Raw genomic sequence first — 22,765 nt, forward strand, 5'->3', positions numbered from 1 at the left:
TCAGTCCTTCGGAATACGGTATCGACTCCCCATGAACGCGAAGGCCGCATATCCCAGAATCACCACCACATAAAGCACAGTCGGCACCACGAACACCCACGCGCTCACCGACGCACCTGTAGTCGTGCCCGCAACGACGCAGATCCAGGCGAACAGCAGTGCGGAGGCGACTCCGATCCAGTCGAGGTCCTCGGAAATCTTGCGGTTCAGTTCGGGCCGATTCTCGGGGGCAGTCCAGTACTCGTGCAGTCGTCGACTCGGCAGGTTCACCAGCTGGGCCGGGACCTTCGGCAGCCACCACCCGACGCTGACGAACAACCCGATCATGACGAACCCGGTACCACCCATCGTGAGGAGGAAAGAGAGCTTCGAGTCCATCCGATCCACCTGACCGGATCCGTCGAAATGAGCGGGTATCTCGTCGCCCGCGGTGACGGCGACCCACACGAGGCTACCGACGAAGACGAGACTGGACAGCAGTAAGGCAGCGCGCGAAAGCTTCATCCCAGTCAACATTAGCGCCTGCGGCAGTGGTGCGGTGCTGAGCCTCTGGGTCGCTCCGCAGGCTATGCTCCTGTGCCACAGACGGCACCTATCCGCACCACTGCCGGAGGCATCGATGCCCAACAACGAGTTCGGAGACTTTCAGACTCCGATCGAGTTGGCGCGCGCCTTGGTCAACGCCCTGCCTCGTCGCGACTGGACCCGCGTCCTCGAACCCACCTGTGGTGTCGGGAACTTCCTGTCGGTGATGGCCCGGACTCACCCTGAAACAGAGCGCGTCGGGATCGAGGTGCAGCCCGAGTATGCCTCGTCAGCAGCACAATTCGGCAGGATTATCACAGCGTCGATCTTCGACTTCGATCTGGCCCGAGATATCGAGTGGAGTTCGGGGCCCGGCGCGACCCTCGTGATCGGCAACCCACCGTGGGTCACCAACTCGCAACTGTCGGTGCTCGATTCCGCCAATCGACCCGCCCGCACGAACACGAAGAACGCCCGCGGCATCGACGCCATCACCGGCAGCTCCAACTTCGATATCGCAGAGTTCATTTGGATCAAGTTGCTCACCGAATTCGCAGATCGACCCGCAACCATCGCGATGATCTGCAAGACCCAGGTAGCTCGAAACGTTCTGCTGCACTGTGCTCGGCATCAGCTTCCGGTGACCGGTTCGAGCCTACGAATGATCGATGCGAAAAAGTGGTTCGACGCAGGGGTCGATGCCTGCTGGTTCCTTGTCGAACTCGGGCCGGGCCAGACCGACTACACCGCAGAGACATTTCCGAGCATCGATGCGTCGCAGCCGGACAACAGAATCGGAGTCGTCGACGGCCGACTGGTCGCGAACGTCGATGCATATCAGCGCAGCAAGCACTTCGACGGCACCAGCCCTCTGGTGTGGCGGCAAGGCATCAAGCACGACGCCACCGCGGTGATGGAGTTGGTCGAGAATGGCGGCCCACGAACCAAACTGGGAACCGGCGTGGACATCGAAGCCGACTACCTGTTCCCACTCTTCAAGTGCACCGATGTCTACCGCGACAAGCTGGACTCGGTGTCCAGGTGGATGATCGTGCCGCAGTCGCATACCGGTGACGACACCGAGCAGTTGGCGCACACCGCACCGAAGTTGTGGGCATACCTCAACGCCAACGCCGCGGCGCTCGACGGGCGGAAGTCGTCGATCTATCGCAATAGAGCCCGGTTCTGCATCTTCGGTGTAGGCCCGTACACGTTCGCGCCGTACAAGATTGCGATTTCCGGGTTCCACAAGATTCCACAATTCAGGATGGTCGGTCCCTACGACGGCAAACCAGCGGTGTTCGACGATGCCACCTATCTGCTCCCTTTCGAGGACCCCGCAGCCTGCTCCGTCGCCCACGCGTTACTGACCGGGCCCGAAGCTACCGATCTCATTGCTGCTCTGGCCTTCTGGGACAGCAAGCGGCCCGTGACGAAGAAGCTCTTGCAACGCATCGACCTCGCGGCGATCGCCCGGGCGACCGACCCCGTCGTACTGAGTGAGCGTTCCGCAGCGGCGGCCGCTGCGCACGGTCTAGTGTTCGAGGCAGCATCGCTCACTCGTGCGGTCGATCTCGCGAGGGGCCAAAAGCTGTGAATGTCGATCCTCCTCAGCGACAACCCGTTCCGGAGCTGGGCCTCCTCCTCATAGGTGGAGTCATGTTCGTCGTGGCTACAATCGTGAAGTGGGATTGGCTGTTCATAGGGTCCATTTTCTTGGGCGTATTCGCCGGTTTCGCGGCGTTGATCTCGACCCGACTGTCACGCCTGAACCGCCGAATCATCGCACTGCTCACCGTCCTCGGACTTGTCCTGACAGGTATCGGTGCCGCATACATGGTGAAGGACGCATCGGAACCCGTCATCTTCTCTCCCGGGCTCGTCCTCTACCCCGGAGGCAGCCTCGCACTGTCCGGCATCATCAACCTGCTGGCAGGCCACATACAGAAGTCGCGCCGAGGCAGCGGAGGCGTCACAGATCGGTCTTGATCGTTTCGGCCAATCGGTCGAGGTAGTCGGCGTTGCGTTTGTAGTGCACCCACGGCCCTATTTTGGTGCTCGTCACCAGGTGGGCGCGTTGTAGCACCGCCATGTATTGCGAGGCAGTCGACTGCGAGACGCCCGCTCTGGATTGAATATGCTTGAGGCACACCCCTACCTGTTCGGCCGGTTCGAGCTGCGGCGGAAAATCGCTCGGCTCCTTGAGCCATTGCATGATCGCCAATCGCGCCGGGTTGCTGAGGGCACCGAACACGGCCGCAAGCTCCGCAGGATTTAGTTCGTCAGCCACCCTCGAAGCGTACCCCAATATCGCAATATCGCGATCTGTGGTCTACTTACTCAGACATCGCAATATCGCGATATCTAGATAAGGAGAAGCCGATGAAGACAGCAGTAGTCGTGGGGGCCAACGGCGTGATCGGCGGAAATTTGGTCGAACACCTGCAGCGGACCGGGGATTGGAACATCATCGGCCTGTCCCGCCGCGGCGGTATCGACAGCGAACGCGTCCAGCACATTGCGGTGGACCTGCTCGACGGCGACGAGACCCGACGCCGACTCTCGCACCTGACGGACGTCACGCACATCTTCTACGCCGCATATCAGGAACGCCCGACGTGGGCCGAGCTGGTGCCTCCCAATCTGGCGATGCTCGTCAACGTGGTCACCGTGATCGAGGACAGTTCTCCGAACCTGGAACACGTCAGCCTGATGCAGGGCTACAAGGTCTACGGCGCGCATCTCGGACCGTTCAAAACCCCTGCGCGCGAAACCGATCCACCGCACATGCCGCCCGAGTTCAACATCGACCAACAACAGTTCCTCGAAAGCCGTCAGGTCGGAAAGAGGTGGTCCTGGTCGGCTGTCCGGCCATCGGTGGTGTGCGGTGTAGCGCTGGGAAATCCGATGAATCTGGCCACCGTCATCTCTGTCTACGCCACCATGTGCAAGAAACTGGGCGTGCCCATGCGATTCCCGGGCAAACCTGGTGCTTTCGGATCTCTGCTGGAAATGACCGACGCATCGTTGCTCGCCGAAGCGACCGTCTGGGCCGCAACCACTCCCGCGTGCGCGAATCAGGCGTTCAACATCACGAACGGAGACCTGTTCCGCTGGAACGACATGTGGCCGCGCATCGCGGACATCTTCGGGTTGGACACCGCCACCCCACTGCCGATGTCACTGGCCGACGTCATGGCCGACAAAGAGCCACTGTGGAATTCGATTGTGTCCGAACACGAGCTGAAGCCCACTCCGTACCGCGATGTGTCGTCCTGGGCATTCGGTGACTTCGTGTTCTCGTGGGACTACGACGTCATATCCGACGGCTCCAAGGCCCGCCGCATGGGTTTTCATCGTTTCGTCGACACCGAGGCGATGTTCGCCGGCATCGTCACAGATCTTAGGCAGCAACGAATCATTCCCTGAGCGAATCGGGCTCGGTGGTTCCGCACCCGGGAGCTGTGGAGGCATAGGCTTTTCGACGCACGCCCCCGACAAGGAGATCGCCATGTCAGTGAAGTCCGAATCGACGTCCACTCGGCACGTGATGCCCAAGAAGCAACTACTCGCAGTCAGTATCGGCAATGCCGTCGAGTGGTACGACTGGACGGTCTATGCGACATTCTCGATCTACTTCGCGACCCAGATCTTCTCCGGTGACAACCCGGCTGTGGCTCTGTTGAGCACCTTGGCGACGTACTCGGTGGCGTTCTTCTTCAGGCCGCTCGGGGGCTTGCTGATCGGACGTTTTTCCGATCTCAGAGGGCGACGTCAGGCAATGATCCTGACGATCGCGATGATGTCGGGTGGGTCGTTCGCGATCGCGGTCCTCCCCACGTTTTCCGTAGCAGGGTGGATCGCTCCGATTCTGCTGTTGCTGGCCCGGATCGTCCAGGGCATGTCGATGGGCGGTGAAGTCTCCAATGCGTCGGCCTACCTCGCCGAGATCGCCCCGAACGACAGGCGGGGGCGATACTCGTCCTTCTATTACATCTCCACCGGCACGGCCATTCTCCTTGCCTCACTACTGGGCGCGTATCTGACCTTCGTGCTCGACGACGACCAACTGAGCTCGTGGGGCTGGCGCGTACCGTTCGTCATCGGCGGGCTGCTCGGAGTAGTGGGACTCTGGATGCGACGCGGCATGGCCGAAGCCGACAACCAGGAACGCAACGCAGTGAAGGCGAAGGCCGTGCGAAACCCGTTGTGGATGACCATGAAGCACCATCCTCGTGCCGTCCTGCAAGTCGTGGGATTCGTTCTCCTCGCCACTCTCGCCTACTACACGTTCTTCTCCGCGATGACGCCCTACGCCGTCAAGCAGCGCGGAGCGGAGGCCAACGACGTGTTCGTGGCCTTGTCGATTGCGACAGCGATGTTCGTCGCGTTGCAGTACCCCATGGGTGCTCTCGCGGACCGAATCGGCCGCAAGCCGCAATTACTCACCTACGCTGCACTGTTCGCGATTCTGATCGTCCCGCTCTCCAAGCTGATCGGGCCGTCGTTCGTCAAACTGCTGATCGTCTTCTGCGTCGGCCTGCTGCTGTTCGCGATGTGCTCGGCCATCATTCCTGCCGTTCTGGCCGAAGCCTTCCCGGCAGAGCTTCGAGGTGTAGGTATCGGGGCCTGGTACAACCTCACGGTTGCGTTGTTCGGTGGCACCGCTCCCCTACTGGTCAATGCCTTGTCCGACGCAGGCCACGCCGACTGGTTCTTCTACTATCTCGCTGCAGCAGCCGTGATCTCGTTCTTGACGATGGTGTGGATGCCGGAGAAGCGTGGCCAGGACCTGGACTGATTCTCGGCGACACTACGATCGGATGGCACACCGTCCGAGGCCGTAGGAGAGTCAATGCACCCGTTCGACGTAGCAGTCGCACTCGAGAGTGTCGGCGAGGGCACGTACGCCGGACGTACGTCGCCGTCGTACAACAACATGGTCGGCCCGTTCGGTGGCATCACCGCGGCCACGTTCATCCGGGCCGTCGAACTGCATCCAGAAGGCCAGGGAACACCGGTCTCGTTGACGGTGAACTTCGCCGGTCCTGTCGCCGGGGGTGATTTCGAGATCTCAGCTCGCCCTGTGCGGACCAACCGAAGCAACCAGCACTGGTATCTCGAACTGACTCAGAACGGTGCGGTGGCGACGACCGCGACCGCGGTGTTCGGTTCGCGTCGGGAGACCTGGGACAACATCGAGGCGGCGGTCCCTGACGTTCCCTCCCCCGCCGACACGAAGCAGGGCGGTCTTCCCGACGCCATCGCGTGGGCACAGAACTACGAGATGCGTTTCGTGCACGGCGCACTGAGCGATCAGGAGTCCGCTGACTCGACCGAAACTCTGTGGATCCGCGATACACCACCGCGGCCAATGGACTTCGCGGCCCTGACCTCGCTGAGCGATGTGTTCTATCCGCGGATCTTCCAGCGGCTCGGCAAGTATGTTCCGGCTGGGACGATCTCGTTGACTACCCATTACTTCGCTACGCCCGAGGATCTCGAGCAGCATTCCGACGGATACGTCCTCGGCACCGCACGGGCACGCCGATTTCACCAGGGCTACTTCGACCAGACTGCCGAATTGTGGACCGAGGGCGGGGTTTTGCTGGCCACCAGTCACCAGATGGTCTACTACAAGGTGTGACTCACCGACGACTGTTCCAGCAGTCGTCGTACCGCGCCCCTGGCACCGTTGTCCTGCAGCGAACGCTTGGCTCGCTGGTACGCACCTCGTAGTCGCGGACTAACCGAGAGGTCCCCGAACACTGCGCGATTGGTCAGGAATGCTCCGGGATTGTCGTGGTCCTCCCACGACAGTCGCTGCAGACGCTCCGCATCGGCGTCGATCATGGGAACGTCCCCACGCTCGTACACCCCACACCATCCGGCGAGTATCAACGCGCAATGATCGACGGTCCGATCGTGCGCCAACCGATCTCGCAGGACCGGCAACACGAACTTCGGAATCCGCGCGGAGGCGTCGACGATCTGACGTTCGAGGGTGTCTCGAACGGCCAGGCTCGAAAATCGTTGCAGCAGTTGCTCGATGTAGGCATTCAGGTCGATCCCCGGCACCGGCGCGAGCGTCGGGGCAGCCTCCGCACGCATGTACGACGCGACGAATTCGCACATGTCCGGATCCGCCATCACCTCGTGAACGTGGGTGTACCCGGCCAGGATTCCGAGGTAACTCATGGCCTGGTGAGATCCGTTGAGCAGCCGAAGTTTCATGTGCTCGTACGGTGCGACATCGGAGACGAGTTGCACTCCTACTTCGTCGAACGGTGGCCGCCCGAACGAGAAGGTGTCTTCGAGTACCCACTGCGAGAACGATTCCGACTGAACGGGCCAGCGGTCGTCGATGCCGAAATCACGTCGAGCATCCTCAATGACGGTGGGCGTCGTGGCCGGGGTGATGCGGTCGACCATCGAATTGGGGAACGCGGTCGTAGCATCGATCCAGTCGGCCAAGTCGCTGTCGTGGTGGCGCGCGAAGGACGTCAGCGCGGTGCGAGTGACCGCTCCGTTGTGGACGATGTTGTCGCACGACATCACGGTGAACGGCGGGACTCCATGGAATCGACGGGTGGCGAGAGCCACGGTCAGAAAACCGAAGACGCTCTTCGGTATGGAGAGATCCTCGAGATCCGCCAGCACCGACGGGTCGGTGGGCTCGAACGCTCCCGTCAGATCGTCGACGCCGTAACCGCCTTCGGTAATGGTCAGGGACACGATCATCGTGGACGGTGAACTGAGCACATCGATGACGGCCTGCGGATCGTCGGGTGCGAAGACGAAATCGGCGACGGAACCGACGATTCGGGCGTCACGTATGCCGTCGGGTTCCACGGTCACCAGTGTGTAGAGGTAGTCCTGGGCATCGAGGACGTCTCCGATTCTCCTGTCCTGGGGCAGTACTCCCACCCCGCACAGCGCCCAGTCCAGGTGCCCGGCCGCGAGCAATCTGTCGAAGTAGACCGCTTGATGTGCGCGGTGAAACGCACCGACACCGAAATGAACAACACCGCAGTGCAGTTCGTCCGCGTCGTACTCGGGCCTCGCGACGGTCGCCGGTAGGTGTTCCAACGTGGTGCGACGAAGCTCGGTCATGACTTCGGTCCTCGAGTCGGCTGAAGATGAAACGGACGTGGTGAGCGGTGGCGCTCCCGGGCAGGTTCTGCCACCAGGAGCACCACCGCAGTTCAGGGGTGAATCAGCAGGACGACTTGTAGACGTACTGTGCGCCTTCGCCGTCGATGTTGTCGGCGGTGATGACGTGGAAACCGGTGGAGATGTCGGCGGTGACCGGCTTGTCGTCGATGGCAGCCATGGCCTGCTCGACGCCATCGGTGCCGATGGTGCCGGGCTGCTGAGCGATCAGGGCCTGCACCGTTCCCTCACGAAGCTGCTTGACCTGCGCCGGGCCCGCATCGAAGCCGACAATCTTGACCTGATCCTGCTTGCCCGCCTGCCGAACTCCGGTTGCGGTGCCTTCGGCCGCAAAGGTGTTGGCAGCGAAGATGCCGACGATGTCGGGGTCCTTGGCCAGTGCGGCCGAGACCAGCCGGGCGGCTTCGGCCGGATCGTTGTGGCTGTACTGCACGCCCAGGTAATCGAAGGCCGAGTTCGCTCCGACGGCTTCCTCGAAGCCCTCCACTCGGGCGTCGGCGGTGGAGACTCCCGGATCGGTGGAGATCACCAGTACCTTGCCGCCTGCCGGGCTGAGCCGCTCGATAGCACTGAATGCCTCTGCGCCACCGCCCTTGTTGTCGGACGAGATGGAGGACACCGCGATGGACGGATCTTCGAGAGTGGTGTCGACCAGGACGACCTTGATACCGGCCTTGGAGGCTGCCTCAAGGGGGGCCTGCATGGCGGCGACGTCGGTGGGCGCAATGAGAATGGCCGACGGCCGTGATGCCACAACCGAATCCACGATCGGCTTCTGCAGCGTCGGGTCGAACTTCACCGGCCCCTGGGTGTCGACGGTGACGCCTGCATCCTTGGCCGCGGCCTCGATTCCGCACTGCATGCTGATGTAGAACTCGTCGCCGCTGACGCCCTGGATGAAGGCGATCTTGCCGCTGCCGCCACCGCTTCCGGAGTCGGACGAACAACCCGCCAGGAACATGGCGGAGACCGAAGCGACACTCAGTGCAACGACGGCGGTGCGTGATGTGATCATGGTCGACTTTCTTGTAAGGGGTTGCGAGCGAGGGAGTTCAGGGCCGGTCCGAAGCTAGGGACTTCGAGACCAGAGTCTCTTGAGGGAGCTGGGCGATTGGCCTCGACTTGCGGCGTCGCGTCGACGTTGGTCGAAGTACACCGCGGCGATGAGAACCGCACCGACGGCGACCTGCTGCCAGAAGGGCTGTACTCCGACGATGACGAAGCCGTTCTGCAGTACGGCCGGAATGAACAATCCGACGACGGTGCCGAACATGGTGCCGATGCCGCCGAAAAGGCTCGTTCCACCGATGACCACTGCCGCAATGACATTGAGGTTGGTCTGGGACTGGCCGGCGATCGCGGTGGTGCCGTACTGAGACAGCGACAGTATGCCCGCCAATCCGGCGAGGGTGCCGGAGAGCGCGTAGATCTTGACCAGATGCATGTCCACCTTGATGCCGACGCGGCGAGCGGACTGCTCCTTGGAGCCGACGGCGAAGGTGTAGAGGCCGAACTTGGTGCGGTGCAGAACGATTCCGAAGATGACGACCAGCACCAAGGCGATGCTCGAGATCAACGGGATGGTGGTGGCAGGCAGGTTTCCGTAGCCGATCGTGTCGACGAGAACCGGTGGTACGTCGCGGATGTCGACGCCGCCGGTGATGACCTGCGACAGACCGAGCGCCCCGCCCAGTGTGCCGAGTGTGACGATCAGCGGAGGCACTTTCGCCTTACCGATCAGAAATCCGTTCAGCAGGCCCCAGCACAAGCCGCACCCCAGCGCCACCACGATGCCGACGGCCGCCACTCCCCAGCCGTCGCCGCCGATCGCGGCCATCGTCTTCGCCGACACCACGCCGGAGAAGACGAGCACCGAGCCGACCGAGAGGTCGATGCCGCTGGTGACGATCACGAACGTCATGCCGATACCGAGGACGGCCAGGATGGAGACGTTCTGGATGATCTGCCGGATGTTGCCCCATTCGGGGAAGCTGCCGGGGGCCATGATCGAGAACACCAGGCAGATCGCCGCCAGCACGAGCACGATCTGAAAAACCTGGACTCGCGCCAGCTTTCCGAGCGACTCGACGAGATCGAACGTGTGCCGTGACGGCCTGTCGCCGGGAGGCAGCGGCTCGAGCGATGGGGAGATGGTCTGGTTGCTCATCGTGTTGCTCCGGTGGTTGCGCCGGTCATCGCGCCGACGAGTTCTTCCATGGTCGTGTTCTTGGCGTCGAGGGTGGCCACGCGCTTGCCCATCCGCAGCACCTGGACGCGGTCGGCTACTTCCATCACGTGCGGCATGGAGTGGCTGATGAACACCACGGCCACTCCCCTGTCCGCGACCCGACGGATGGTGTCGAGGACGTTGCGCGTCTGCACCACACCGAGGGCGGCGGTCGGTTCGTCGAGAAAGACGACGCCCTTGGCCCAGGCGACGGCACGCGCGATGGCGATGGCCTGTTGCTGGCCGCCGGACATCGATCCCACCGGGACGGTGAGGCTGCGGACGGTGGCACCGAGTTCGTCGAGCGCATCCTGTGATTGCTTGCGCATCGTGGAGACGTCGAGGAAACCGAGGCGGCCGAGCGGCCCCTTGGCCGGCAGTTCGCGTCCGAGAAACATGTTCTGTTGCGCGTTGAGATGCGGAGCGAGCGCGAGATCCTGGAACACCGTTTCGATTCCGAGCTCTGCTGCCACCGTCGGACTGTCGAGATCGACTGCTGTGCCGTCGAACAGGATCTCTCCGGTGTCGACGGCCAGGCTGCCCGAAAGAGCCTTGACCATCGTGGACTTGCCTGCGCCGTTGTCGCCGATGAGGGCGACGACCTCACCCGGGTAGATGTCGAAGTCTGCATCGTCGAGGGCGCGCACGTTTCCGAAGCTCCTCGACAATCCCCTCGCTTCGAGGATCGGTGTCGCAGCAGGTGCAACGGTGGCCATGGGTACTCCTCGGTCGAATGGAAACGTTCGGGTGTGGGACAGGACGCCCACACCGACGCCGGTGCAGCACGGTTCGAGAACTGGGCCTGCGCGGCATGTCGAGCTCCCTGCGGGGCTCGCTGTGTTAACGAGTGTGACCCACACAACTCGCATTGTCACGTGTTTCGCGAAAATTCATGTCACCGGTGACATGGCCTGTCGGCCCGGCAGTCATTCCGCCGCAGCACGAGGCCTATATCCGACCACGGAGTACCGTCTCTGAACTGGACAAATGGACGATCTACACCGTTTTCGCGACGGGAACGACGCGCTACGGTACCGTCCATGACACCGATGACATACGCGTCCACTCCGGGACGGATGACACCGATGACATGACCACTCGGAACAGTGAAGGTAGACCCCCATGAAGTTCGACGGCCGCAAGATCTTGGTGACAGGTGCCAGCGGAGGCATCGGCTCGGCAACAGTTCGGCGCTTGGTGGCCGACGGTGCCGACGTCGTCGCGGCGGGCCAGTCGGTGGACGCGCTCGACAAGCTGGCCGACGAAACCGGGGCAACGCCCCTCGCGTTCGATCTGACGTCCGAGGACAGTGTTCGCGACGCCGTCGCCGGCCTCGAGCTGTACGGCGTCGTCAACTGCGCCGGATTCGGCGGCGAGATCGCCACGCCTCAGGACACCGACATCTCGGTCTTCGACAAGGTCATCGCCATCAATGCACGCGGCGCACTGTTGGTCATCAAGTACACCGTCCCCGCCATGATCGCCGCGGGCACCGGAGCCATCGTCAACGTCTCGAGCCAGGCCAGTCTCGTCGCTCTGACCGGACACATCTCCTACGGATCCTCGAAAGCAGCCTTGGACAACATCACTCGGGTCTCCGCACTCGAACTCGGCCGCCACGGCATCCGCGTGAACGGTGTGAACCCGACGGTCGTCATGACGGAGATGTCCGCGTTCTACTGGGGTCGCCCGGAGATCGAGGAGCCGTTCCTGGCGCAGATGCCGCTGGGACGCTGGGCCACCGAAGACGAGATTGCCGCGCCGATTGCCTTCTTGCTGAGCGATGATGCTTCCATGGTGACCGGAGTGTCGTTGCCGGTGGACGGCGGCTACACCAGTCGCTGACGGGACGAGGACGAGCAGACGGGGTAGATCATGACCACCATGCAAGACGTCGCGGCGCTGGCCAAGGTCAGTGCCAAGACCGTCTCACGGGTGTACAACAACGACCCGCACGTCGATCCCGATACTCGTGCCCGCGTTGCCGAAGCGCTCGAGTCGCTCAACTATGTGCCGAACACGATGGCGACCTCCTTTCGCAACGGCCAGACGGCGGCCATCGGTGTCGCCGTACCGGACATCGACGACCCCTTCTTCTCCTCCATCGCACGCGCAGTGGAGGAACGGGCCCGCCAGGACGACATGGCAGTTCTCGTCACCAGCCTCGGTCACGACGGAGATCAGGAACAGGCGTTGGTGGAGTCGCTGCTGCGTAGGCAGTTGAGCGGCTTGATCATCGCGCCGACGGGTGCGGACCACGCATATCTGGAGCGCTGGATCGACAAGACTCCGACGGTGTTCGTCGACCGCGCACCCGACGGCCTCAAAGCCGACAGCTTCGTCGACGACGATCACGGCGGGGCGGTGTTGGCCACCGATCATCTTCTCGATCTGGGTCATACCCGCATCGCCGTGATCGGCGACAGTGCGGGGATTCCGACAAGCCGCAATCGCTTGGCCGGTTATCGAGAGTCGTTGCAGGACCGGGGAATCGAGTTCGACGAGGCTCTCGTCGCTCTGGGTGTGCTGGACCGCGAGGACGCCCGTGTGGCACTGACCGACTTGACCGCACTCGACAGTCCCCCTACTGCACTGTTCCTGTCGAACGCGCGAGTGGCAATGGCCTGCGTGCCTGTTCTACAGCAGATGAACTTGCTGCATCTGGCGTTCGTCGGATTCGGCGACTTTCCCCTCGCCGATGCAGTGATGCCACCGGTGACGGTGATCGATCAGAACCCGGCTCGACTCGGCCATCTGGCCATCGAACGACTGCTGGGTCGAATCGAAAATCCCGGGCGCCGTTACAAACGGCGCAACATCCTCGGCGTCGAGCTGATCGAGCGCGAATCCTGCACTCCCGGAACCACTCACACCATCAGCTGAGCCCGAGTTCTCGGGCCACGAGATCGGCTTGCTGCGCGGTCGTCAGTTCGGCGTCGACGCGTAGGTGCGGAATGCGCGGCGTCCGAGCGGGCGGATCCACCGGCCGGTGGGCATCGCGATCCGCCCCACGAGCGGCCCGGCGTCGCGCCAGGAGTTCCGGCGATCCGTCGACGTGGATCACCTTCGTTGCAGCAGGGGACAATTCGTTCACCAGTAGCGCCCATTCGGGCGCACCGGTCAACTCGCGGGTGAAGGGCGCAACGAGGACGGGCCGCTGACCGAGTTGTACGAGATCCCGGGCAGCGGCGCGCACCACGGCGTAGCGCCCGGCGCGAATCCGCTCCGAATGGGGACCGGCACTGTTCCAGTGCGGGCCTTCGATCAGCGAATCCAGTTCGTCCAGTAGCGGATTGGTGAGGGTGTCCAGGTCGAGCAGAGCAGTACCGAGACGGCGCGCCAGCTCCCTACCCAGCGTCGTTTTGCCACTCCCCGCCGCGCCTGCAACCACCAGGACCGGCAGGGATTCCCGTTCGGTTCCGAGGACGTCTTGACAGACATGAGGCATAGCGGGAATCATACAAGACAACGTTGTCTCGCATACGTGCTACAGCGACACACTTCCTCCGATCGAGAGTTCACGTGACCGAGCGCGCCAGCATCAAAGACGTCGCCGCCTTGGCGGGCGTCAGCTTCAAGACCGTCTCACGCGTCGTCAACGGCGTGGATACGGTCCTGCCGGAGCTGCGCGAGCGGGTCGAGGCTGCGGTGCAGACACTGAACTACGTTCCGAACTCCGCCGCCAGGTCGCTGAAATCGGGGTCGGGCAACACCATCGGGATCGTCGTCGACTCCATCGACGACGTCTTCTTCGCATCACTGGTCAGTGCCGTCGAAGATCGCGCACTCGAACACGGGCTCGCCGTCATCGTCGGCAGCACCGGCTTCGATGCCCAGCGCGAACGGGATCAGCTGGCCCTCCTGGCCGGACAACACGTGCGGGGCATCATCCTCGCGCCGGTAGGCGACCACAGTGACTTCCTCGTACCTCGGCGTCGCACACTGCCCACCGTTACCATCGACCGCTCGATCGCCGGTTTCGATTCTGTCATCGTGGACGATTACGGTGCCGCCAAGCGAGCCGTCGAGAAGTTGGTGGCAAGCGGGCACACGCGAATTGCTCTGCTCGGCTTCGACGATCGCCTGCAGACCGCGCAGTTGCGCAGGCAGGCGTATCTCGACGTTCTCGCCGATCTCGGCCAAGAGCCGGAAGCCGCGCTCGCCCCTCCGGTATCCCACGCCGCAGATTCGGTGCGGCCTGTAGTGAAGACGCTACTGGCGCAGCGCAATCCACCGACTGCGTTCTTCGTCGCCAACGCACGACACGCGACCGCCGTGGTGTCGGTTCTGCACGAGATCGGTCGCACCGACGTAGCCATGGTGTCGTTCGGCAATTTCTCGCTCGCCGATGCCGTCAGCCCGTCGGTGACCTGTATCGACCAAGACCCGTATCGCATCGGCACCCTCGCATTCGACCGCCTGGTGCAGCGGTTCGACGATCCCTATCTCGAACCCGAGCAGCAGATAGCGCCGACCACTCTCGTGGAACGACTTTCACACGCACTCCCCCTACCCGTAGAGAAATGAGAACTACTCCGTGAACCCCAGACTTGTTGCGGGACTGGACCTCGGGAGCACCGGCGTCAAAGTACTCGTCACCGACGATGCAGGCACCGAGCTGCTCATCGAGCAGAGTCCCACACCGTGGCGGCACGGACCGGGCGGAACCACCGACCTGGCCGCCGAGGATCTGTTGTCCACCATCGGGCACCTACTCGATGCGGTCGCTCGCCGACTGCCCGAGGCAACCGGTGACCCAGCCGCCCGGATCGACGCCATCGCGGTGTCCGGGATGGGTGAGACGGGCTTTCTTCTCGATGAAGACAACGTTGTCCGGGCACCGGCCTTCGCGTGGTTCGATCCGCGTGGTCAGCAGCAGGTCGACAACCTGCCGGCCGAATTGCGCGATCAGTTCGCCGGCAAGACCGGACTTCCCGTCGGCGTTCAGGTCTCCGTCGTCAAGATCGCCCACCTACGAGACAACGGACTGAGCCTCGACGGGCTTCGCTGGTTCAATCTGCCGGAGTTCGTCGTCCTGTCCCTCGGCGGTCGTGCCGTGGCCGATTACTCACTGAGTTCGCGCACCGGACTACTCGATCAGGACAGCGGCGAGCCGTGGTCGGAGATGCTGGCGCACTTGGGTGTCGGCACCGACTTCATGCCACCACTGGTCGACGCCGGAACCGATCTCGGAACTGCCGACGCATCAACACTTCCCGAGACAATTGCCGGAGCTCGATTGACCGTCGCCGGTCACGATCATCTCGTCTCCGCGGTGTCCGGCGGAGCTATCCCGCCCGACCGATACCACGTGTCGATGGGCACTGCCGAGGTTCTACTGCGTGTGCTCGACACTCCATTGACGACCGACGCGCGGAGCAGGCTGGCCGAGCACCTCATCAACTCGGTGCGCCACGTGGTTCCGGGCCAACATGTACTCGTCGCGGGAGTGAAGACCGGCTTGCTGATGCGACGAGCGTTGCAGCTGTGCGACATCGGCGATCGTGCCGGTCGCGACCTACTGGACCAGCGAGTGTGCGCACTGCCTCCAGGTGGACCGTTCACCGACGGCGGTATCGACATCGCCGGCGCCCGCAACGACGACGGCGTTCTGTCCATCACGGTCCGTACCGACGGAATCGATTCGGCCGAGCTGTTCCGCTCGATTCTGTTGCACGGCAACGACGAAGTGGCTCGCCTTATCGAGGCACTCGACGCCGAGGTGCCGCCCGCCAGGACGACATTGCTCACCGGCGGCTGGGCCGGCATGGCCAGCGTACGAGATGCCCGGGCTCAGGTGCTGCCCAATGTCTCGGTCTCGACCAGATCCCAGGACACTGCCTACGGCGCAGCACTGTTCGCGGCAAGACTACTGACGCTCATAGAAATCTGAGCCCACATTTCTGCAGTGAGACAACGTTGTCTCTGCTGCGCTCGACCCCAACACCCCACCAGGAGAAGAAGATGAACGAACTCACCACCCTCGAACGTCGCGGAATGGCTGCTATCTCCACCGAAAGCGGCAACATGCTCATCGTCGCTGGCGATCAGCGCAACGGCATGAAGGCCGTCATGAAGGACGCCGTCGACGGGCCGGGCTCGATCACCGTCGAGCAGCTCGCCGAGGCCAAGGCCGACCTTGTTCGCTACCTCGGCAATCACGCGCCGGCGATCCTGCTGGACCCGGAGGTGGCACTGCCGAAGATCGTCGACGACGGTGTGCTCTCGCGGGGCACCGCTTTGGTGGTCGGCATGGATGCGTCGGGCTTCGAGGAGACCGACGGTCTGCGCTACACCCGTTTCGTCGACGGCGTGACCCCGCGCGTCGTGCGTGATCTCGGCGGCGACGTCGCCAAGATGCTGTTCTACATGCGCCCCGAGCAGCAGGGCGTCGATTCCCGTGTTGCCGAGGAGATCCGCGACCTCGTCAAGGCCTGCTCGGCCGAGGGTCTGCTGCTCATCGTCGAGATCTTGACCTACCAGCTCGAAGGCGAGTCGGACGAGGACTACAAGGCCGGCTTCGGAAAGATCATTGCCGACTCCACACGCATTTCGGTCGAGTGCGGTGCCAAGGTGCTCAAGCTCCCCTACCCCGGTTCTGCCGAGGCCTGCGCTGCCGTTACCGAAGCGGCACAGGGTGTTCCGTGGGCCGTGCTGTCGGCGGGCGTCGACCACGAGACGTTCATCGAACAGGTCCGCATCGCCGTCGCCAACGGTGCACGGGGAGCGATGGCAGGCCGGTCCCTGTGGAAGGACAGCATGGCTGTCTCTGCCGACACCCGCGAGGATCTGCTCACCAACCGCGCACTCCCCCGACTGCGTGAGCTGAACGCGGCCGTCGACGCCTGATCGGCGTTTTTCGACCGAGCCCGTGCGCCAACGCGGGCTCGGTCGACGCCCTCTGGGTAGCGTGAACCCATGACGGAAGACTCGAAGCACATCGATATCGTTGCCGCGCCCGGGGTGTTCGCCGATCTGCAGACCGCACAGGAGCTGGTCGCACGGGCCCTGTCCGCCCGCGGTCTGTCGGGCGGAATTGTCGACGCTGCAACCGGTTCCGGCGAGGTCGTCGTCGTTCCCGGCGATGGAGCGCAGGTCGATTCGTCGTTGTACAGCAGCGTTGTTCGCGTCGACTTCGGCCAGTGCGCACCTGATAGGTCCGAGGGTATTCGCGCACATATCCGGGGCCGCGGTCTCGACGGTCTCCGGTTCGCGATCGACAGTGTCTACTTCCATCGCTTCCACCCCGGCACGATCGTGACGTACGGAGATCACCCCGAGCAACGCGTCGAACTGCGGGTGCCCGAAGGCGATGGCCCGTTCCCCGTCGCCGTACTGATTCACGGCGGATACTGGCGTTCGAGGTGGGAATTCGACCTGATGGATGCGATGGCGGTCGATCTGACCGCACGCGGCTACGCCACCTGGAATGTCAAATACCGCCGACCCGACGAACACGGGTGGGATGCGACTACCGAAGATGTCGCGGCTGCTCTCGCCGCGCTGGAGACGGCACCCGCCTCGCTGGATCTGTCTCGAATCGTCCTGATGGGTCATTCCGCGGGAGGCCAACTGGCCCTGCGACTTGCGGCCGATTCTGTCGGCGAACGAGTGGCCCCTGCCCTGGCGGTGAGTCTGGCCGGGGTGCTCGACCTGAAAGTCGGCGACGAGCGGTGGCTCGGGGAAGGTGCGGTATCGAACGCCATCGGTGCCCGCTATGGCGAGGCCCAGCGCATCTACGAGGAGTCGTCACCGATGTCTCGACTGCCCCTCGGCGTTCCACAGCTGGTGGTGTCCGCAGTGGCCGACGATCCCAATCTCCTCGAGATCAGCCGCGCGTACTACGCTGCCGCATCCGCGAGTTCCGATTCCGTTGCTTCGGTCGAAGGACCGGGCGGGCACTTCGCCGTCGTCGATCCCACGTCAGAGATCTGGGTCGACATCGTTGCGGCGGTAGACGCGGCCCTGAAGTAGCTAGACCTCAGCCGGTGGTGATCGACAGAATCACCCGCGGCTTGCGGCGTCGAGCAATGATCAGTTCGACGAGCATGACGATGCGGTATTCGATGCCGTATTTCTTCTTCAGTACCGATGTCGGTCTCGAGGCGGCGTCTCCGGTGACGATGGTTGCCGAGCCGGTCACCGCCACAGCGTCATCGGGCACCGATCCGCGCCGACTGCACGGGCGGAGCTCCACGCGATCGGAGTTCCTGATGCGCTTGACCTTGCCGCTGTCCGCGGGAGTGATGACGACCAGGTTGTCGCCGTCTCGGGCGATCCACACCGGCGTCGATACCGGCGCACCGGATCGACGGAAGGTGGTGAGCGAAACGAATGCCTCGTCGCCGAGGGCACGAGCGTCATTCGAAGTAGTGGCCATGAGTACCAAGTTACGCACCCTCCTCGCGTCGAGTCCGTAGTGTGCATGTTGTGACGCGGAGCACAACGACGTGCAGCCGCGCCGGGACATCGAAAGCGAGATCGTCGTGAAGAGCACCATGCAGGACACCCCACTGTCCATCGGCCAGCTGGTTCGATTCGGGACGTCCATCCACTCCTCGGCCGAGATCACCACGTGGACCGACACCGGCCCCACCACGGTGACATTCGGGGAGTTGGGCAGGCGAGCAGCACAATTGGCTCACGGCCTGCGGTCGATAGGGATCGACGACGATCAACGAGTCGCGACGTTCATGTGGAACAACGCCCCGCACATGGAGGCCTACATGGCGATTCCGGCGATGGGCGCAGTGCTGCACACTCTGAACATCCGACTCTTCCCCGAGCAGCTCACCTACATCGTCAACCACGCAGAAGATCAAGTGATCATTGCCGACGCCAGTCTGCTCCCCCTGCTGACGCCGTTGCTGCCGACGTTCGAGACCGTGCGACATCTCGTGGTCGTCGGGGTCGATCCGACACAGGTCACTGCACCCGACGGTATCGAGGTGCTCGGCTACGAGGACCTGCTGGCGGGCAGCCCGGAGGAGTTCGATTGGCCCGAACTCGACGAACGATCAGCTGCCGCAATGTGTTACACATCGGGCACCACCGGTGATCCCAAAGGGGTCGTGTACTCGCATCGCTCGATCTACCTGCATTCGATGCAGGCGTGCATGACCGACGCGATGGCAATTGCGCAGTCCGACAAGGTGTTGGCCATCGTGCCGATGTTCCACGCGATGTCGTGGGGGCTCCCGTATGCGGCGCTGATGGTCGGTGCGTCACTGATCATGCCCGACAGGTTTCTGCAGCCGGCTCCGTTGGCAGAGATGATGTCGACGCTTCGTCCGACGGCGGCGGCTGCTGTCCCGACGATCTGGCAGGCCCTGCTCGCTCATCTGGACGAGCATCCGGCGGATCTGTCGAGTCTGCGTGATGTGGTGGTCGGTGGTGCCGCATGCCCGCCGAGTCTGATGAAAGCCTTCCACGAGAAGTACGGCGTCCACATCTCGCAGGCATGGGGCATGACCGAGACGTCACCGCTCGGCACCTCCGGTAGGCCCGACGCGGGACTGTCGCCAGAGGACGAGTTCGACTTGCGTTGCACACAAGGCAGATTCGTTGCCGGCGTTCGGGCACGACTCGTCGACGACGCCGGAACGGTCCTGCCGTGGGACGGGAAGACCGTCGGCGAGCTCGAGGTGCGCGGGCCGTGGATCACCGGCAGCTACTACCGCGCCGACGCGGACGACAAGTTCGACGACGGTTGGCTGCGAACCGGTGACGTGGGCACCATCTCCGAGAACGGCTACCTCCGGCTCACCGATCGATCCAAGGACATCATCAAGTCCGGCGGTGAATGGATCTCGTCGGTGGAACTCGAGAACCAGGTGATGGGACATCCGGCTGTTCGTGAGGCCGCGGTCATCGGTGTGCCCGACCCGAAGTGGGACGAACGGCCACTGGTCGCTGTCGTCGTGCGCGAGGGTGCGTCGGTGACGGCCGAAGAACTGAAAGAGTTCCTCGACAGCCGCGTCGCGCATTGGCAGTTGCCGGAACGATGGACCTTCATCGACGAGGTCCCGAAAACGAGCGTCGGCAAATACGACAAGAAAAGGCTGCGGAGTTCCCACGCCGACGGTGCGTTGGAGGTCATCGAACTGGTGTAGGGCTATCCGCTCCAACCCCAGTTGTAGGGGTTCACCACGATTCGGTACCAGGTATCGGTGTTCTCGACGTTGGTGCACGGCACCACGATGTACGACTGCGACGCCTTCTCGAGTGACAGCGCCTTGTTGCAAAAGTATTGCGCGCCTTCCCCGGACTGCTCGGCGCGATAGACAGGGCCGTAATGCCATTCGTCGGCACTGGCGGTTGCAACTCCCATCGTGGCACCGGCGGCGAGCGGAAGCGCCAGAAGTCCGGTCAATACGGCAATACGTCGGCTGATGCGGTTCATTCGAGGGCCTTTCGTGGCGGCACGTCCTGCACAACGTCGCCGGCCGTGGTCCGGCCACCGACTCGATCCGTTCATTGGTGACGTCGCTCGACGGCCGACTCGCGTTACCGGTCGACGCGACGCAGCGCGGCTACTCATCGACCTCCACGCCGAACCGCACCGCCAATTCTGCCAATCCGTCGTCGTAGCCCTGACCGATCGGCCGGAAGCGCCAGCCACTCCCGCGGCGGTAGATCTCTGCGAGCAGCATCGATCGTTCCGTGGTCGCGGCATCCAGCACCGCTGTCGCGACCGCCGAATCGAGTCCATCGAGCGACACCGATACCGCGCCTAGGTCACCGAATGTGTGGTCACCGTCGATTGCTGCGGCGACGGTGATACGTACGCAATCCTCGGGAACGAGCGAAAGGTCGATCCGCACACCCTGTTCGCTGTCACCATCGATCGACATCGAGACGGCACCGTCCGAGGTGACCGGAGCGTTGTAGAACACGAAATCCTCGTCACTGGCGACCAATTCATCGGCGGACAGCAAGAACGCGACTACATCTACACCGACCCGATCGGAGGCGTCGGCACGCCAGGAACTGTTGACCGTCAGCACTGCCTGATCAGGGTCGAGGTCGACGACGCCACCCCGTGGCACCAACGGAGCGATTCGGGACCGCCGAGCAGGGAGCGGCGCGGGAACTTCGATCTTCAGTTCTCGGTCGATCGCTGCCGGTGTCAGCAACGTGAGATCCCGTTCCTTCACTTTCGGCATCCGCGGGTCTCCATCGCCGCCGTCCAAGATCAGGATGTCGGTCACGCCGGCGCTGAGATTCACAGCCGGTGTCGCACCGAGTTGGATCAGGCGCGACCGCATGAGTACCGACTCGGCGTGCGAACCGCCCATGACCAAGACCCTTCTTGTCTGCCAGGGCTTGACGACTGGATCGGGCTGCTGCTCGGCTGGTTTCGGCTGGGTCTGCGGCCGAATACCTTTCGGCGTTCCTGGCTGCACATTCCGGAGCAAGTCGAGCAATTCCGACTCCGAGATGATGCGAAGGCCATGGGCGCGCGCCCTTTCGACTTTTCCGCTTTCCGTTGTGGGATCCGAACACACCACCACACTCGTGAATCGACTGACGGAATTCATCACGTCCAGTCCGGCTTCCGTGAGCTGAGCGGCCAAGCGCAATCGCGGGATTCGCGTGTCGCCGCTGATCACGACTCGCATGCCCTGAACGAGACCGCCGTCCTCGGCAAGTGGACCTGGGTTCTCCCACGCGCAATGTGAGCGAGGAACGGTATCCGGATACAGCGTCAGACGCTCGGTGCACGTGACGACTGGAAGGGGAAGTTCGAGCGACCTGGCCAGCCGAGCGCTGTGGGTGAACACCTGCGCCAGCACTAGGGCATCGTCGTAGGCGTCGTGCGCATTGGACTGCAGCACTTTCCAGTGCGCGGCCAGGGTGGACAGCTTGTGGTTGGGAGTATCGAGTTGTAGTCGCCTCGACAATGCCACGGTGCACAACCGTTGCTTCGTCGGCATGTCGATGCCCGCACGCATCGATTCGAGCTTCAAGAACCCGTGATCGAAACTCGCGTTGTGCGCGACCAAAGTTCGACCATCCAGCAGATCCATGAGTTGCGGAGCGATCATGTCGAACGTCGGCGCACCGGCAAGCCGTTCGGGCGTCAGTTTGTGAATGTGCACCGGGCCAGGATCGCAACCCGGGTTGACCAGAGTCGACAGTTCGCGTCCGACACGTCCGTCCTCGTCGACCGTCAGAGCGGCCACACTGAGCACTCGATCACGGGATGCCTTCAGACCCGAGGTCTCGACATCGACGACGACCCATTTGTCGCTGCCGGTTTTAACCGAATTCTTCACAGGATTACCGCTTTCGACCGCATCGGACAATGGAGGCCACTATGCCGCACGAGATGCTGCACGCGAGTCGACTTCGGGCCAACACCTACGGTTCCTGGCCACCGACGGCCGTTCCACAGCACATTGGCGTACCTCGGACCATCAGTGCGCTTGCCAACGCACGCATAGCGAGCCCTCCCCCTGCGAGACGACGTTTCCACATTTTCTGCCTGCTGAAGCAGGCATAGGGGCTCATTGTCGGCAGAACCTTCGGGGAAGTTCCAATATGCATGCCAGGGCAAGCACAAGGAGCGATGATGGCGGAACCGCGACGACGAGCCCGTAAGCACTCGGGAGAACTGGCCGAAACGTTCGTCGCGCGTCGCCATCAGTTGCGCATGACCCAAGCCGAGTTGGCGTTGCTCGCCGGGGTGGGTCGTTCCACCGTTCAAGCACTCGAAGGAGGAAAGAACACAGTGCAGCTCGACAGCGTGATCGCGGTCGCGGATGCTCTGGGGTGCGATATCGCACTGCTCACGCGCGCCGGATCGTTTGTGCCGCCGCTGGATCCGACATGATTCAA

The 22,765-nt window shown here is 63.1% G+C and carries 23 protein-coding genes; 13 read left to right on the top strand and 10 right to left on the bottom strand.

Features of this window, described 5'->3' with window-relative positions:
- A complete protein-coding gene (locus tag JLZ96_RS23715; RefSeq protein ID WP_052053708.1) occupies positions 1–504 on the bottom strand; it encodes a DUF1648 domain-containing protein in 504 nt (167 codons plus the stop codon).
- Positions 505–619: 115 nt separating this feature from the next.
- Here JLZ96_RS23715 and JLZ96_RS23720 point away from each other — a divergent pair, with 115 nt between their 5' ends.
- Both JLZ96_RS23720 and JLZ96_RS23725 read left to right on the top strand, forming a co-directional pair.
- Positions 620–2,122, top strand: a complete 1,503-nt coding sequence (locus tag JLZ96_RS23720; protein WP_201011429.1) for an SAM-dependent methyltransferase — start codon at positions 620–622, stop codon at positions 2,120–2,122.
- Between the two features lie 71 nt (positions 2,123–2,193).
- Positions 2,194–2,514, top strand: a complete 321-nt coding sequence (locus tag JLZ96_RS23725) for a hypothetical protein (protein WP_201011430.1) — start codon at positions 2,194–2,196, stop codon at positions 2,512–2,514.
- On the opposite strand, the gene JLZ96_RS23730 is transcribed toward JLZ96_RS23725, so the two are convergent.
- Positions 2,498–2,740: an ArsR/SmtB family transcription factor gene (locus JLZ96_RS23730; RefSeq protein ID WP_374758068.1), complete on the bottom strand. Its 243-nt coding sequence runs from the start codon at positions 2,738–2,740 to the stop codon at positions 2,498–2,500. The two genes, JLZ96_RS23725 and JLZ96_RS23730, sit on opposite strands and share 17 nt — an antisense overlap.
- 167 nt (positions 2,741–2,907) lie before the next feature.
- On the opposite strand from JLZ96_RS23730, the gene JLZ96_RS23735 reads away from it, so the two are divergent.
- The 3 genes from JLZ96_RS23735 (at position 2,908) to JLZ96_RS23745 (ending at position 6,172) form a co-directional block, all read left to right on the top strand.
- Positions 2,908–3,954 carry an SDR family oxidoreductase gene (locus tag JLZ96_RS23735; RefSeq protein WP_201011432.1) on the top strand — a complete coding sequence of 349 codons (1,047 nt, stop codon included), beginning with the start codon at positions 2,908–2,910 and terminating at the stop codon, positions 3,952–3,954.
- Positions 3,955–4,036: 82 nt separating this feature from the next.
- Positions 4,037–5,326, top strand: a complete 1,290-nt coding sequence (locus JLZ96_RS23740) for an MFS transporter (protein ID WP_032368944.1) — start codon at positions 4,037–4,039, stop codon at positions 5,324–5,326.
- Between the two features lie 54 nt (positions 5,327–5,380).
- Complete coding sequence (locus JLZ96_RS23745) at positions 5,381–6,172, top strand: acyl-CoA thioesterase II (protein WP_057474863.1); 792 nt, start codon at positions 5,381–5,383, stop codon at positions 6,170–6,172.
- Here the strand turns inward: JLZ96_RS23745 and JLZ96_RS23750 are convergent.
- From JLZ96_RS23750 to JLZ96_RS23765, 4 genes are all read right to left on the bottom strand, one after another.
- Entirely contained in the window at positions 6,160–7,638 is a 1,479-nt protein-coding gene (locus JLZ96_RS23750; RefSeq protein WP_201011433.1) for a mannitol dehydrogenase family protein, read from the bottom strand. The two genes, JLZ96_RS23745 and JLZ96_RS23750, sit on opposite strands and share 13 nt — an antisense overlap.
- Before the next feature lie 103 nt (positions 7,639–7,741).
- Entirely contained in the window at positions 7,742–8,713 is a 972-nt protein-coding gene (locus JLZ96_RS23755) for an ABC transporter substrate-binding protein (RefSeq protein ID WP_032364379.1), read from the bottom strand.
- Positions 8,714–8,767: 54 nt separating this feature from the next.
- Positions 8,768–9,865, bottom strand: coding sequence for an ABC transporter permease (locus JLZ96_RS23760; RefSeq protein ID WP_032364378.1), 1,098 nt, complete (start codon positions 9,863–9,865; stop codon positions 8,768–8,770).
- Positions 9,862–10,641 (bottom strand): ATP-binding cassette domain-containing protein, encoded by a 780-nt coding sequence (locus JLZ96_RS23765; protein WP_032364377.1) that lies wholly within the window; start codon positions 10,639–10,641, stop codon positions 9,862–9,864. The genes JLZ96_RS23760 and JLZ96_RS23765 overlap by 4 nt, the downstream gene beginning before the upstream one ends.
- A gap of 406 nt (positions 10,642–11,047) precedes the next feature.
- Between JLZ96_RS23765 and JLZ96_RS23770 the strand changes: the two genes are divergently transcribed.
- Positions 11,048–11,770, top strand: a complete 723-nt coding sequence (locus JLZ96_RS23770) for an SDR family oxidoreductase (protein WP_201011434.1) — start codon at positions 11,048–11,050, stop codon at positions 11,768–11,770.
- A 30-nt stretch (positions 11,771–11,800) separates the two neighbouring features.
- Positions 11,801–12,808, top strand: a complete 1,008-nt coding sequence (locus JLZ96_RS23775; protein ID WP_048319986.1) for a LacI family DNA-binding transcriptional regulator — start codon at positions 11,801–11,803, stop codon at positions 12,806–12,808.
- Here the strand turns inward: JLZ96_RS23775 and JLZ96_RS23780 are convergent.
- Positions 12,801–13,373: an AAA family ATPase gene (locus JLZ96_RS23780; protein WP_201011435.1), complete on the bottom strand. Its 573-nt coding sequence runs from the start codon at positions 13,371–13,373 to the stop codon at positions 12,801–12,803. The two genes, JLZ96_RS23775 and JLZ96_RS23780, sit on opposite strands and share 8 nt — an antisense overlap.
- A 74-nt stretch (positions 13,374–13,447) precedes the next feature.
- Between JLZ96_RS23780 and JLZ96_RS23785 the strand changes: the two genes are divergently transcribed.
- The 4 genes from JLZ96_RS23785 to JLZ96_RS23800 all read left to right on the top strand — a co-directional run bounded on the left by JLZ96_RS23785 (position 13,448) and on the right by JLZ96_RS23800 (position 17,899).
- Positions 13,448–14,452: a LacI family DNA-binding transcriptional regulator gene (locus JLZ96_RS23785; RefSeq protein ID WP_032384887.1), complete on the top strand. Its 1,005-nt coding sequence runs from the start codon at positions 13,448–13,450 to the stop codon at positions 14,450–14,452.
- 10 nt (positions 14,453–14,462) lie between these two features.
- Positions 14,463–15,818, top strand: a complete 1,356-nt coding sequence (locus tag JLZ96_RS23790) for an L-fuculokinase (protein ID WP_201011436.1) — start codon at positions 14,463–14,465, stop codon at positions 15,816–15,818.
- 71 nt (positions 15,819–15,889) lie between these two features.
- Positions 15,890–16,774 (top strand): hypothetical protein, encoded by an 885-nt coding sequence (locus JLZ96_RS23795; RefSeq protein WP_201011437.1) that lies wholly within the window; start codon positions 15,890–15,892, stop codon positions 16,772–16,774.
- A gap of 69 nt (positions 16,775–16,843) precedes the next feature.
- The gene (locus JLZ96_RS23800; protein ID WP_201011438.1) at positions 16,844–17,899 is read left to right on the top strand and encodes an alpha/beta hydrolase; all 1,056 of its coding nucleotides are present in this window, start codon (positions 16,844–16,846) and stop codon (positions 17,897–17,899) included.
- Positions 17,900–17,906: 7 nt separating this feature from the next.
- Here JLZ96_RS23800 and JLZ96_RS23805 read toward each other — a convergent pair whose 3' ends face one another.
- Positions 17,907–18,305 (bottom strand): PPOX class F420-dependent oxidoreductase, encoded by a 399-nt coding sequence (locus JLZ96_RS23805; RefSeq protein WP_167325977.1) that lies wholly within the window; start codon positions 18,303–18,305, stop codon positions 17,907–17,909.
- A 106-nt stretch (positions 18,306–18,411) separates the two neighbouring features.
- Between JLZ96_RS23805 and JLZ96_RS23810 the strand changes: the two genes are divergently transcribed.
- Positions 18,412–20,037, top strand: coding sequence for a long-chain fatty acid--CoA ligase (locus JLZ96_RS23810; RefSeq protein ID WP_167325976.1), 1,626 nt, complete (start codon positions 18,412–18,414; stop codon positions 20,035–20,037).
- A 2-nt stretch (positions 20,038–20,039) separates the two neighbouring features.
- On the opposite strand, the gene JLZ96_RS23815 is transcribed toward JLZ96_RS23810, so the two are convergent.
- Both JLZ96_RS23815 and JLZ96_RS23820 read right to left on the bottom strand, forming a co-directional pair.
- A complete protein-coding gene (locus tag JLZ96_RS23815; RefSeq protein WP_057474857.1) occupies positions 20,040–20,327 on the bottom strand; it encodes a hypothetical protein in 288 nt (95 codons plus the stop codon).
- Between the two features lie 130 nt (positions 20,328–20,457).
- Complete coding sequence (locus JLZ96_RS23820) at positions 20,458–22,203, bottom strand: TerD family protein (RefSeq protein WP_201011439.1); 1,746 nt, start codon at positions 22,201–22,203, stop codon at positions 20,458–20,460.
- A gap of 296 nt (positions 22,204–22,499) precedes the next feature.
- Here JLZ96_RS23820 and JLZ96_RS23825 point away from each other — a divergent pair, with 296 nt between their 5' ends.
- Positions 22,500–22,760, top strand: a complete 261-nt coding sequence (locus tag JLZ96_RS23825) for a helix-turn-helix domain-containing protein (protein ID WP_201011440.1) — start codon at positions 22,500–22,502, stop codon at positions 22,758–22,760.
- The last annotated feature ends 5 nt before the right edge of the window (positions 22,761–22,765 follow it).

It is taken from the genome of Rhodococcus sp. NKCM2511, from assembly GCF_014905595.1.
Classification (GTDB): domain Bacteria; phylum Actinomycetota; class Actinomycetes; order Mycobacteriales; family Mycobacteriaceae; genus Rhodococcoides; species Rhodococcoides fascians.

Coding starts and splice junctions, on each gene's coding strand:
- JLZ96_RS23760 (WP_032364378.1), bottom strand. CDS start 9,865: ATGAGCAACCAGACCATCTCCCCATCGCTCGAGCCGCTGCCTCCCGGC.
- JLZ96_RS23825 (WP_201011440.1), top strand. CDS start 22,500: ATGGCGGAACCGCGACGACGAGCCCGTAAGCACTCGGGAGAACTGGCC.
- JLZ96_RS23730 (WP_374758068.1), bottom strand. CDS start 2,740: ATGCAATGGCTCAAGGAGCCGAGCGATTTTCCGCCGCAGCTCGAACCG.
- JLZ96_RS23735 (WP_201011432.1), top strand. CDS start 2,908: ATGAAGACAGCAGTAGTCGTGGGGGCCAACGGCGTGATCGGCGGAAAT.
- JLZ96_RS23715 (WP_052053708.1), bottom strand. CDS start 504: ATGAAGCTTTCGCGCGCTGCCTTACTGCTGTCCAGTCTCGTCTTCGTC.
- JLZ96_RS23750 (WP_201011433.1), bottom strand. CDS start 7,638: ATGACCGAGCTTCGTCGCACCACGTTGGAACACCTACCGGCGACCGTC.
- JLZ96_RS23775 (WP_048319986.1), top strand. CDS start 11,801: ATGACCACCATGCAAGACGTCGCGGCGCTGGCCAAGGTCAGTGCCAAG.
- JLZ96_RS23795 (WP_201011437.1), top strand. CDS start 15,890: ATGAACGAACTCACCACCCTCGAACGTCGCGGAATGGCTGCTATCTCC.
- JLZ96_RS23765 (WP_032364377.1), bottom strand. CDS start 10,641: ATGGCCACCGTTGCACCTGCTGCGACACCGATCCTCGAAGCGAGGGGA.
- JLZ96_RS23805 (WP_167325977.1), bottom strand. CDS start 18,305: ATGGCCACTACTTCGAATGACGCTCGTGCCCTCGGCGACGAGGCATTC.
- JLZ96_RS23720 (WP_201011429.1), top strand. CDS start 620: ATGCCCAACAACGAGTTCGGAGACTTTCAGACTCCGATCGAGTTGGCG.
- JLZ96_RS23800 (WP_201011438.1), top strand. CDS start 16,844: ATGACGGAAGACTCGAAGCACATCGATATCGTTGCCGCGCCCGGGGTG.
- JLZ96_RS23780 (WP_201011435.1), bottom strand. CDS start 13,373: ATGCCTCATGTCTGTCAAGACGTCCTCGGAACCGAACGGGAATCCCTG.
- JLZ96_RS23755 (WP_032364379.1), bottom strand. CDS start 8,713: ATGATCACATCACGCACCGCCGTCGTTGCACTGAGTGTCGCTTCGGTC.
- JLZ96_RS23745 (WP_057474863.1), top strand. CDS start 5,381: ATGCACCCGTTCGACGTAGCAGTCGCACTCGAGAGTGTCGGCGAGGGC.
- JLZ96_RS23815 (WP_057474857.1), bottom strand. CDS start 20,327: ATGAACCGCATCAGCCGACGTATTGCCGTATTGACCGGACTTCTGGCG.
- JLZ96_RS23740 (WP_032368944.1), top strand. CDS start 4,037: ATGTCAGTGAAGTCCGAATCGACGTCCACTCGGCACGTGATGCCCAAG.
- JLZ96_RS23770 (WP_201011434.1), top strand. CDS start 11,048: ATGAAGTTCGACGGCCGCAAGATCTTGGTGACAGGTGCCAGCGGAGGC.